We start from the raw sequence: 11,682 nt of genomic DNA, 5'->3' as shown, positions 1-11,682 counted from the left end.
CGTTACCGCGACCGTTCGCGGCTGATGTAGATCGCGAGCAGGATGATTCCGCCCTTGATCACGTTCTGCACATACGGGTTCACGCCGACCATGTTGAGCCCGTTGTTGAGCACGCCGAGCAGCAGTGCGCCGACGAGCGTGCCGAGAATCGCGCCGCGGCCGCCGGAGATCGACGTGCCGCCCATCACGACGGCCGCGATCGCGTCGAGCTCGAAGCCGATGCCCGCGTTCGGCTGCCCGCTCATCAGGCGCCCGGTCAGCACGATCGCGGCAAGCGCCGACGTGAGCCCGGCCAGCGTGTAGACGATCAGCTTCACGCGCGCGACGCGCACGCCGGTGAGCCGCGTCGCCTGCTCGTTGCCGCCGATCGCGTACACGTAGCGGCCGAACGGCATCCGGTCGAGCAGCAGCCACGCGATCGCATAGACGGCCAGCATGATCAGCACGGGCGCCTGGATGCCGAGCACCTTGCCGCTGCCGAAGAACGCGACCCAGTCGGGCAGCCCGTCGATCGGATAGCCGCCCGTGTAGATCAGCGCGAGGCCGCGCGCGATGCCCATCGTCGCGAGCGTGACGATGATCGGCGGCATCCCCGCGAACGCGACGAACACGCCGTTCAGGAAGCCGAAACCGAGGCCGACCGCGATGCCGATCGCAAGCGCGGCAACCGCGTTCACGCCCGCGACCATCAGCCCGGCCGCGAGCGTGCCGGACAGCGCCATCACCGAGCCGACCGACAGGTCGATCCCGCCGGTCAGGATCACGCAGGTCATGCCAACCGCGATGATCGCGTTGATCGACACCTGGCGCAGCACGTTCTCGAGATTCGCGGCGGACAGGAAGCTCGGGCTCGCGATCATCATCGCGACGCATACGGCGATCAGGCCGACGAGCGGATAGAACAGCGTCGAGCGCCGCAGCTGCGTCCACATCGCGCGTGGCGGCGGCGCATCGGCGGCCGCGGCCGCGAGCGTCGTGGAAGGCGTGGAAGAAGATTCAGGCAGGTTCATGGGTCGCTCCTCGCGTGCCGGCCGTGGCATGGGTCATGACCGTATCGGGATCGATCTCGTCGCCTGCGAGCGTCGCTTCGATGCGCCCCTGCCGGAACACGGCGACGCGATCGCACATGCCGACGATTTCCGGCAACTCGGACGAGATCATGATGATGGCGTGGCCGCGCGCGGTGAGTTCGCGCATCAGCCCGTAGATTTCGGCTTTCGCGCCGACGTCGATGCCGCGCGTGGGCTCGTCGAAGATCAGCACGGTCGCGTGGTGGTTCAGCCAGCGCGCGATCACGACCTTCTGCTGGTTGCCGCCGGACAGCGTCGCGACCTCGGTGTGGATCGACGGCGCCTTCACGCCGACGCGCCGCATCACGTCGTGCGTCGTGCGCGCCTCGCCGCGCCGGTCGATCAGCCAGCGCAGCGACCGGTACTTGCCGAGGTTGTTCAGCGAGATGTTGTCGCGGATCGAGAACGACGTGACGAGCCCTTCCGTCTTGCGGCTTTCCGGCAGCAGGCCGATGCCCGCGCGCAGCGCATCGGCCGGATCGGCGAGCTTCGCCGCCGCGCCGCGCACGCGCACGTCCTTGCGGTGCGCGCGCGTCGCGCCAATCACCGCGAGCGCGGTCTCGGTGCGGCCGGAGCCGACGAGGCCGGCAAAGCCCAGGATTTCACCCGCATGCAGCGCGAAGCGGTTTACCGGGCCGTCGCGCTCGATCTGCAGCGCGTCGACTTCGAGCACGGCCGGCGCATCGGCCGACCACGCCGGCTTCGGCGGAAAGCTGCTCTCGAGCCGGCGACCAACCATCATGCGCACCAGTTGCTCGACGTCCGTGCGCGCGACTTCGGTGGTCGCGACATGCCGGCCGTCGCGCAGCACCGTGATGCGATCGCATACCGCGAAAATCTCGTCGAGGTGATGCGAGATGAAGATCATCGCGACGCCCTGCCGCTTCAGCTCGCGCATGATCGCAAACAGGTGTCCGGCCTCGGCCGGCGTGAGCGTCGCGGTCGGCTCGTCGAGGATCAGGATGCGCGCGTCGAGCGACAGCGCCTTGCCGATCTCGACGAACTGCTGCTGCGCGACCGACAGCGTGCGCAGCGGCGCATCGAAATCGATCGACACGCCGAGCCGCGCGAAGATGCCGGCCGCCGTGCGGCGCATCCGCGCGCGGTCGCGCCCGCCCCAGCGCGTGCGCAGTTCGCGGCCGAGGAACAGGTTGTCGACGGCATCGAGGTGCGGAATCAGGCTGAACTCCTGGAACACGATGCCGACGCCGGCCGCGACCGCGTCGTGATAACTCGCGAAATGCCGCGCGGCGCCGTCGATCTCGATCGTGCCGGCATCGGGCTGATGGATCCCGCAAAGGATCTTCATCAGCGTCGACTTGCCGGCGCCGTTCTCGCCGAGCAGGGCGTGCACCTCGCCGCGTGCGATCTCGAGATGAATGTCCGACAGCGCCTGCACGCCGGGAAAGCGCTTGGTGATATGGCTGAGCCTGAGTATCGTGTCCATCGGCTTCTCCGTGCGAAGGGCCGCGACCGAGCCGCCGCCCTCCACGTCGCGTTGCGCGCCGTTCACCAGCTGAACCCCTTCGCATTGCCGCGATCGACGACCTTCACGTCGACCGGAATCGCCTTCGGCACCGTCGCGCCCCACTTGCGCGCGATCGCGATGCCGAGCGCGATGCGCACCTGGTCGGCCGGAAACTGCGCGGTCGTCTCGATGAACTTCGAATTCGGCTTCTGGATCGCGGCGATCGCCTCGGGCGCGCCGTCGACGCTCGTCAGCTTGATGTCCTTGCCGGAACCCTCGATCGCGGCGAGCGCGCCCATCGAGCCGCCGTCGTTCACGCTGAAGATGCCCTTCAGGTTCGGATGCGCGGACATCATGTTCTCCGTCACCGACAGCGCGGTTGCGCGCTCCTGCTTGCCGTTCTGCGTGTCGACCAGTTTCACGTTCGGGAATTTCGCGAGCCCGGCCTTGCAGCCGCGCACGCGTTCGAGAATCGGCACGACCGGAATGCCGTCGAGGATCGCCACCTCGCCGCTGCCGCCGATCGCCTTCGCGAGGTATTCGCACGACATCACGCCCGCGTCGTAGTTCTTCGAGCCGACGAACGAATCGACCGGGCCGTTCGCGTTCGCGTCGACGGCCACGACCACCGCGCCGGCCTTCTTCGCCTGCGTGATCGCGGACTGGATACCGGTCGAATCGGTCGGGTTCACGAGCAGGATGTCGATCTTCTTCTGCAGCATGTCCTCGACGTCGCTGACCTGCTTGCTGACGTCGTGATGCGCGTCGGTGACCACGACCTGCGCGCCGATCGACGCGGCCGCGTCGTTCAACGCCTTCTGCATCGTCACGAAGTACGGGTTGTTCAGTTCCTGGAACGTCATGCCGATCCGCAGCGGCGCGGCATGCGTGACCATCGGGAACAAGGCTGCGACCGTGACCGTGGCAGCCGCCGCAATGAAGGCGGCGCGGCGACGGGGTGAAGCGGGCGATGCGTGCGTCATGACGGTGTCTCCGGTTATGTGCGGCTTTTTCGTGGATGAGCGAGCCCCTCGCGACGCGAACGGCGCGATTGGCTGGGTGAAACGGCAAGGAAAGCTCAGGCGGGCGAAGGCCCGGCGATCATCCCGGCTGCGGTGCGAGCGCAGGCGCGCCGGGCGTGATCACGCGCGGCGGCATCGGGTTGCCGGTGGGCGCCGCGTGCAGCGCGAGTTCGCGGCTGCGTGCGTTCAGGCGTTGCAGCGCGCGGAATTCGGACGGCGCCATCCCCTTCACCGCGCGGAACTGGCGGTTGAAGTTGGACACGTTGTTGAAGCCGGCCTGGAAGCAGATGTCGGTGATGTTCGCATCGTCGGCGAGCAGCATCTGGCACGCGGACTCGATCCGCAGACGGTTCACGTACTGGACGAACGGCAAGCCGGTATGGCGGTGAAACGCGCGCGAGAACGCGCTGACGCTCTGCCCGGTCAGCTGCGCGAGATCCGATTCGCGCAGTTCGGACGCAAGGTTCTTGCCGATGTACGACAGCGCATGGCTGAGCCGCGTCGGGCTCACGTGCGCCTGGTCGTATGCGGGGCTCGCGAGCAGCGTGCGCTCGGCCGCGCCGCACAGCCGCTCGAGGATCGTCATGAACAGCGCGATGCGACGCATGCCGCGTGCCGTCAGCAGTTCGTCGAACAGCGGCGCGATCGCCGCGCTCGTGTCGTCGTCGAAGCCGACACCGCGTCGCGCGTCGTCGAGCAGCGCCTGCGCATCGCGGCATTCGGGAAATGCGTCCATGCAGCGTCGCACGAACGACGGATCGAACTGGATCACCAGATTGCGGCGCTCGACGGTTTCGCCTTCGGCCATGTCGCTGACCCAGTTGTGCGGCAGGTTCGGGCCGAGCAGCACGAGATGACCGGGGCCGAACGAGCCGATGTGGTCGCCGACGAAATACTTGCCGCGCGTCGCGACGATCAGGTGCAGTTCGAATTCGGGATGAAAATGCCAGCGGATCGTGCGATACGGATAGCCGTGCGACCAGACCTTGAACGACTCGTCGCGTCGCACTTCGACCACTTCCAGATCGGGGTGCATCATCGTGGCGTCTCCATTCCCATGTATCGCTGACCGGGCCGTTCGGCGGTTCGTCCGTACGCCGCGGAATCGTGCGGCGACGTGACCGGTCGCATGGGAAGCAATGTAGGTCGATCGCGCGCACGGCTCCACCAACTTTACGCCTGATTTTCGATACTTTTTTGCGGGTTGCGGGCCGAAACGGCGCCGGACGGCAAGATTGTGCAGTGCGGAACGACGGGAACGGCGGCCGCCACGCGTACCCGGAAACGCGGGTCAGGCGCGGCCGCAACCGCGCTTATCCAGCCGAGCTTATCCCGCCGCGTTATGCAGCCGCGTTATGCAGCCGCGCTTTCCCGCGCGGCACGCGTCTCGTACGTCTTCAGATGGTTGTACGCGATTCGCAGCAGCGACAGCGCATCCGCCGCCTGCGGATCGCGGCGCGCGAGCAGGTCGCCGATCACGTGATCGGCTTCGACGCGCGCGCGGTTCTCGACGTCGCGCAGCATCGATGCGGTCAGCGGCGATGGCGTCAGCACCATCCGCTGCATCCGCCCGATCGCGGCCGGATCGGGCCGGTGACCGTTGTGCGCGGCGATCGCGCTGCATTCGTCGAGCATCGTCTCGAGCAGGCGGCGGCCGTCCGGCGCGGCGAGAACGTCGCCGATCGAACCGCGAAACAGCGACGTGCTCGCCGCGAGCGTCGCGAGGAACACCCACTTGTCCCACATCCGCGCGACGATGTCCTCGCTGAGCGTCGCATCGAACCCCGCGCCGCCGAGCACGTCGGCCACCGCGCGCACGCGCGCTGATGCGCCGCCGGCGAGCTCGCCGAACGACAGCCCGTGCGTGTCGTTCAGGTGCATGATCCGCTGCTCGCGATCGAGCGTCGCCGCGATCACGCACAGGCCGCCCAGCACCTGCGCGGCACCGAACCGGTCGCGCAGCACGTCGAGATGGCGCATCCCGTTGAGCATCGGCAGGATCAGCGTCGACGGCCCGACGAACGGCGCGAACGACGCGATCGCATCGTCGAGGCTGTAGGCCTTGCAGCTCAGCAGCACCAGGTCGAACGGCGCGGCCGCATCGCTCGCGCGCAGCGTCTGCACGTTCGCGAGCGTCAGGTCGCCGCGCGGGCTGCGGATCAGGAGCCCGTCGCGCGCAAGCGCGGCCGCGCGGCCGTCGCGCACCAGGAACGTCACGTCGCGCCCCGCCGCCGCGAGCCGGCCGCCGAAGTATCCGCCGACCGCGCCGGCCCCCACCACCAGAATTCGCATCGCTGCCTCCTTTCGGGTTCGTTCGACGCCGCCGCCCGCGCCCGACCGTCCGGGCACGACACGCAACCGTCATCGCCCGACAGTATAGCGACGCCGACTATGTATATGCATGGATGCCCGCACCGCGCTCCACGGTATCGAACCGCTGCCGTTTCTCAGGGATTTCCCGCCTACGGCAACGTGCGCTGCGTGCCGTCAAAGAGTTATCCCCTCACGCCGTCCCGGCGCGCTTGTTCGACCGACCGACCTCACTACTCATGCGCACCCTTTCCCTGAATCAGAAACTCGCCTCGATGATCGTCATTCTGTGGCTCGGCCTGCTCGTGATCGCCGGCATCGGCGCATGGCAGACGCGCGCGTCGATGATCACGGACCGCCGCGACCAGCTTGCGTCGCTGGTCGCGCAGGCGACGAACGTCGCCGACCATTACTACAAGCTGTCACAGCAGAATGCATTGCCGGAAGCCGACGCCAGGCAGAAGGCGCTCGAGGCCATCGCCGCGATGCGCTACGGCACTGACGGCTACATCTCGATCAACGACTCGAAGCCGGTGATCGTGATGCATCCGATCAAGACCGAACTCAACGGCAAGGACGTGTCGAATTTCACGGACCCGAACGGCAAGCACCTGTTCGTCGAGATCGTGAAGGCCGGCAACGGGGAAGGCGGCAAGGGCTTCGTCGAGTATCTGTGGCCGAAGCCGGGCGCCGACAAGCCGCAGGACAAGACCAGCGCGGTGCAGCGCTTCGCGCCGTGGGACTGGTATCTGGTGACGGGCATGTACATGGACGACGTGCGTTCGACCGTGCTCGCGAGCGTCGGCCGCTGGCTCGCGATGACGGCCGTGCTCGGCGCGATCGCGACCGCCGTGATGGTGCTCGTGCTGAAAAGCGTGCGCGCGAACCTCGGCGGCGAACTCGAAGTCGCGCTCGACGCCGCGCAGCGGATCGCGCAGGGCGACCTGACCGCGCGCGTGAACGTGAAGCAGGACGATCGCGGCAGCCTGCTGCATGCACTGCATACAATGCAGGCCGGGCTGATCGACATGGTGTCGCGCGTGCGGATGGGCACGGAAAACATCAACGTCGGCGCGAGCGAGATCGCGTCGGGCAACACCGACCTGTCGCAGCGCACCGAGGAACAGGCGGCCGCGCTCGTGCAGACCGCGTCGAGCATGGACCAGATGACCGCGAACGTGAAGCAGAACGCGGACAGCGCCGCCCAGGCCGCGACGCTTGCCGGCCAGGCCGCGCAGGTCGCGACGCGCGGCAGCGAGGTGGTCGACGATGTCGTGCGCACGATGAACGAGATCACCGACCGCTCGCACAAGATCGGCGACATCATCGGCGTGATCGACGGGATCGCGTTCCAGACCAACATCCTCGCGCTGAACGCAGCCGTCGAAGCGGCACGCGCGGGTGAACAGGGCCGCGGCTTCGCGGTGGTCGCGGCCGAGGTGCGCTCCCTCGCGCAACGCTCGGCGACGGCTGCGAAGGAGATCAAGTCGCTGATCGTGTCATCGAACGAAACCGTCGAGCACGGCGCGACGCTCGTCACGCACGCGGGCGAGACGATGGCCGAAATCGTGCAGTCGGTGCGGCGCGTGAACGAAATCCTCGACGAGATCAGCCACGCGTCGCGCGAGCAGAGCGCGGGAATCGAGCAGGTCAACCGTGCGGTGGGCGAGATGGACCAGGTCACGCAGCAGAACGCGGCACTCGTCGAGGAAGCCGCGGCCGCCGCGCATTCGCTGCGCGACCAGGCCGAAGCGCTGCGCGACGCGGTCACGCGATTCGCATTGCCGGCCTGACATCGCCGAATCCGGCCGAATCCGGCCGAATCCCGCCGATTCGGGCGGATTCCACCTGACGGGCCGGCGCCGCGCGGTGCCGGCCCCTGCCCGACCCGCGCCTCTTTCACGCCTCTTTCACGCCTACCCAGCGCCGGCCGGCCGGCTCACGGCCTTGCCGCCACCGAACCCCAGCCCGGCCGCCCGCTGGACCAGCTCGATGTCGTTGGTCACGCCAAGTTTCTTCATCGCGCTGATCTTCTGCGCACTGACCGTCTGCTTCCCCTTGTTCAGCCGCTGCGCAATCGTCTTGATCGGCACGCCGGCCAGATAGAGGCGAATCACCTCGATTTCGCGCGTCGACAGCTTCACCGGCGGCTGGTCGTGCTCGGCGAGCGCCTCGAGCGCGCGCCGGACGAGCGGTGACAGGTAGCGCCCGCCGCTGTAGCTCGAATGGATCGCGGTGACGATGTGGCCGACGTCGTCGAACTTGCTGACGAGGCTCGCGCCGCCTTGCGCGAGGATCGAGCGGAAGATCACCGGATTCTCGTTCCCGACCAGCACGACGATCCCGACGTTCGGGCGCGAGCGGCGCAGCCAGTCGAACAGCGCGAGGCCGTCCATCTGCGCGTCGCGGCCGATCGCGTAGTCGACCAGCGCGATGTCGCAGTCGATGCTGCCGAGCGCCTCGACCAGTTCGCCCGGCGTCCGGGAGACGCCGACGAGATCGATCGCGCACGCGTTGCCGGCAATGTGCTCCATGCCCGCCAGTGTCAGCGGCCAGTCGTACGCGAACACAGTGCGAATACTGAATTTCCCCATGCGCAGTTCCAGAAGGTTCGCCGGGCCGCGCGGCGCGACATGCGCGCGCGGCCGGATCGGCGTTGGTTGGACGTTCGGGATATTTTTATCCCGGTCGTTATTCTAGGAAGCGGCGCTCCGCCGGGATATCGGACGGCGTATAGATTGGCCTGCGGGAACGTAATACGAGTTTGATATTTGCGCCGGTCCGACCGTTCGGCGGCGGCCTGAGTCGGCCGGACGGCCGACGTTGCGGGCGGCGCGGGCCGCACGGACGGCCCGCGGGTTAAAATTGCGGCCTTTGCATGCCACTCCGGGCGACCGGCCGCGGGCAGCGCGCCGCTCCCGGCCGCGCGCCCCGCTCGTTCGCCGCGCTTCCTCCATGACCGAATCCGATCTGCAATCCGACGACACCACCCTCCACGAAGACGGCCTCTGGCGCGACAACGGCTGGACGGCCCGCATCATCAAGAACGAAGACGACGACGGCTGGGCCGTCGAGATGATCAAGGACGGCGAAGCCGAGCCCGCGCTCGTCGGCCCGTGGACGATGGGCCGCGACAAGAAGAACCCGAAGCCGATGGACGCGAACGCGTTCCGCACGCTGGTGAAGACCGCGACCGAGGTGCTGATGCGTCACGAGCAGCAGCGCCGCGCGATGCTGCACAAGGAAGTGACGGTCCAGGACGACGACGGGCAGGATGTGTCGGTGACGCTCGACATCGTGCCGGACGAATTCGAGCCGTATGCGCAACTGAAGGCGTTCGACCCGTACGGCGAGCTGCTGGCCGACGCGAAGGTGTCCGCCGGGTTCAAGCTCAACAAGGCCAGCGCCGCGCGCTGGGTCGAATCGGGCTTCGAACGGCCGGCCTGACGCCACGCGCCGGCGCAACCGGCGTCAGCCGTGCAGGCCGTGCGCGCTCATCAGGCGGTACAGCGTCGCGCGCGAAATCCCGAGTTCCGCCGCGACGTCGGCATGCTGGTGCCGATGCCGCAGCAGCGTTTCCTCGATCGTGCGCCGCTCGGCCTGCCTGCGCGCGTCGGCGAGCGTCGGCGGCCGGTGCGACGTGTACTGGTTCAGTTCGAGATCGACGGCCGAGATCAGCGGGCCGTTCGTCATCACGACCGCGAAGCGGATCCGGTTGATCAGTTCGCGCACGTTGCCCGGCCACGCATAGCTGTGGATCGCCTCGATCGCGCACGGCATGAAGCCGCGAATCCGGTGCGAGCCGTCGCCGCGATAACGCCGCAGCACGTGGTCGGCGAGCAGCATGATGTCGCGGCCGCGCGCGCGCAGCGGCGGCTCGTCGATGCGCAGCACGCACAGGCGGTAATACAGGTCCGCACGAAACCGCCCCGCCTGCATCGCGGCCTCGAGATCGACGTGGGTCGCGGACACGATCCGCACGTCCACCGGAATCGACGCGCGCCCGCCGAGCCGCTCGATCTTGCCCTCCTGCAGGAACCGCAGCAGGCTCGCCTGGCTCTCGAACGGCATGTCGCCGATTTCGTCGAGAAACAGCGTGCCGCCGTGCGCGGACTCGATGCGGCCGATCTTGCGCTGGTGCGCGCCGGTAAACGCGCCGCGCTCATGTCCGAACAGCTCGGCCTGCAGCAGCGTCGACGGAATGGCCGCGCAATTCACGGCGACGAACGGCGCGTCGGCGCGCGACGAATGCTGGTGGATCGCCGCCGCGGTCAGTTCCTTGCCGGTCCCGGATTCACCGGCGATGAACACGGTGGCCTCGGTGTTCGCGATCTTGCGGATCGTCGCGAACAGGCGGCGCATCGCGTCGCATGCGCCGATCATCGCACCGCCGGGCGGCGCGGCATCGACGGCCGGTTCGCTGTCCGCCAGTTTCAGCATCCCGTACGCATGGCCGACGAGATAGCCGATCGTCGTGCAGGCCGACGCATTGCGCACGTAACCGAAGCAGCACTGGCGGATCAGGCGCGCGATGGTGGCGTCGCGCAGCCGCGCGTCGTCGGCGAGCGCGACCCAGCCGATACGCGAATCGCGCAGCAGCGCCTCGAACGACGCGACGTCGGGTGACGCGAAGTCGCCGAAATCGACGATGCCCGCATGCAGGCGGTTCGCCTTCACGAGATTGAGTGCGTCCGCAACGGATTTCGCGCGCCGCACGTCCCAGCCGCGCGATGCGAGACAGTCGACGAGCCCCGCGTCGGGATGCTGCGACAGATACACGAGCGGGCGCGACGGCACGGTATGGTGAAGCCGGAGCGCGACGAACGGGCTCGGGCATGCGGCCCGTTCGCCCTCCTGCGGGCCTGACAGTCTGATCGGGCAGCAATGGTTCATGATGGCCTCGCCGCGTAGGGTTGTCTGGCGGAGCGGGCGTCGCGCACCGGTGCGCGACGGGCCTCCCTGCCCGCGCGCTACCGCTGCCGGCCTCTCCGCTCGGGAAAGTTTCGTCATCGGCAGAACACGACACGCTGCGTGTAGATCTGCGGTTCGACGACGGGCCGCGCGGCCTGGTTGAGGTCTTCGCGATAGGTGCGGTAGGTCTTTCCGTTCACCGTCACCTCCGTCGCAGGCGCCGTCTCGATCGTGTTCAGCCCCTTGCGTTGCCAGTCGCTGACCCGCGCCGACGCGGACAGGCTCGGCTCGCCGGCGATCTTCTGCGTGATCGCGCTGCTGTCGCTCCAAGGCTGCGTCCGCATGTCCTCCGCGTGCTGCATCGCCCCGACCGTCTTGCCGGTCGGGGCCGGCCCGTTCTGCGCCTCGAACGGCGCGCCGCGACCGTACACCGGCGATTGCCACGACGGCGCGTGCCCTTCCTCCGGCATCATGTAAATCATCTGCGGGTCGCCGACCATCATCATCGGCACGCATGCCGTGTTGTCCGGACGGCCGAGCGTCGTCAGCGCCTGCTGAACGCTCGCGGCGTTCGCGAGGGTCTGCTCGCTCAGGATGACGAAGACCGCAGGGTTCCGGAAAACCGACTGTGCGGCGGCTTGTGTGCCGTACAGCAGCAGAGCGACCAAAAAGATCCTCATGATTGAGGCCTCCTCGTACCCTCGTCAGGCAAAAAGAGGTGTTGACCTCGGGGATGGGACCAACACCCGTCAAACTTGCAACGTGCATCGCACAGCGAATCCCGACGGCTCTCGTGCGCCCCGCCGGGGCGCGGCACGGCCGGCCGGGCCCCCGGCGGTTTAACGCGGGGGCGAGCCGGGTGAGGGGCGGGGCCGGCAGGGCCCCGCGGGCGGCGGGGGCG

10 protein-coding genes are annotated in these 11,682 nt (G+C 68.1%); 2 read left to right on the top strand and 8 right to left on the bottom strand.

The annotated features are described in order from the left end of the window. Positions 1–2: 2 nt before the first annotated feature. The 5 genes from DIE22_RS32185 to panE all read right to left on the bottom strand — a co-directional run bounded on the left by DIE22_RS32185 (position 3) and on the right by panE (position 5,852). Entirely contained in the window at positions 3–1,010 is a 1,008-nt protein-coding gene (locus tag DIE22_RS32185) for an ABC transporter permease (protein ID WP_124606951.1), read from the bottom strand. Further along, on the bottom strand, positions 997–2,661 hold the full coding sequence (locus tag DIE22_RS32180; RefSeq protein ID WP_409410207.1) for a sugar ABC transporter ATP-binding protein: 1,665 nt from the start codon (positions 2,659–2,661) through the stop codon (positions 997–999). The genes DIE22_RS32185 and DIE22_RS32180 overlap by 14 nt, the downstream gene beginning before the upstream one ends. After that, positions 2,580–3,521, bottom strand: coding sequence for a substrate-binding domain-containing protein (locus DIE22_RS32175; RefSeq protein WP_124606949.1), 942 nt, complete (start codon positions 3,519–3,521; stop codon positions 2,580–2,582). The genes DIE22_RS32180 and DIE22_RS32175 overlap by 82 nt, the downstream gene beginning before the upstream one ends. Positions 3,522–3,639: 118 nt before the next feature. Next, complete coding sequence (locus DIE22_RS32170) at positions 3,640–4,599, bottom strand: AraC family transcriptional regulator (protein ID WP_124499213.1); 960 nt, start codon at positions 4,597–4,599, stop codon at positions 3,640–3,642. A 314-nt stretch (positions 4,600–4,913) separates the two neighbouring features. Then, positions 4,914–5,852: a 2-dehydropantoate 2-reductase gene (gene panE, locus DIE22_RS32165; RefSeq protein ID WP_124606948.1), complete on the bottom strand. Its 939-nt coding sequence runs from the start codon at positions 5,850–5,852 to the stop codon at positions 4,914–4,916. 257 nt (positions 5,853–6,109) lie between these two features. Between panE and DIE22_RS32160 the strand changes: the two genes are divergently transcribed. Continuing rightward, positions 6,110–7,663 carry a methyl-accepting chemotaxis protein gene (locus tag DIE22_RS32160; protein WP_124606947.1) on the top strand — a complete coding sequence of 518 codons (1,554 nt, stop codon included), beginning with the start codon at positions 6,110–6,112 and terminating at the stop codon, positions 7,661–7,663. Positions 7,664–7,786: 123 nt separating this feature from the next. Here the strand turns inward: DIE22_RS32160 and DIE22_RS32155 are convergent, their stop codons facing one another. Beyond that, complete coding sequence (locus DIE22_RS32155) at positions 7,787–8,464, bottom strand: response regulator transcription factor (RefSeq protein WP_124499216.1); 678 nt, start codon at positions 8,462–8,464, stop codon at positions 7,787–7,789. A gap of 361 nt (positions 8,465–8,825) precedes the next feature. Between DIE22_RS32155 and DIE22_RS32145 the strand changes: the two genes are divergently transcribed. Beyond that, positions 8,826–9,317: a hypothetical protein gene (locus DIE22_RS32145; RefSeq protein ID WP_124499217.1), complete on the top strand. Its 492-nt coding sequence runs from the start codon at positions 8,826–8,828 to the stop codon at positions 9,315–9,317. 24 nt (positions 9,318–9,341) lie between these two features. Here DIE22_RS32145 and DIE22_RS32140 read toward each other — a convergent pair whose 3' ends face one another. Together DIE22_RS32140 and DIE22_RS32135 are read right to left on the bottom strand one after the other, a co-directional pair. After that, a complete protein-coding gene (locus DIE22_RS32140; protein ID WP_124606946.1) occupies positions 9,342–10,763 on the bottom strand; it encodes a sigma-54 dependent transcriptional regulator in 1,422 nt (473 codons plus the stop codon). A gap of 113 nt (positions 10,764–10,876) precedes the next feature. Further along, entirely contained in the window at positions 10,877–11,461 is a 585-nt protein-coding gene (locus DIE22_RS32135; RefSeq protein WP_124606945.1) for a hypothetical protein, read from the bottom strand. Positions 11,462–11,682: the final 221 nt, after the last annotated feature.

The organism is Burkholderia sp. Bp9142 (assembly GCF_003853415.1).
GTDB lineage: Bacteria > Pseudomonadota > Gammaproteobacteria > Burkholderiales > Burkholderiaceae > Burkholderia.
Note: the sequence above shows the minus strand (reverse complement) of the source record. Positions and strands in the feature narration are given on the sequence as shown.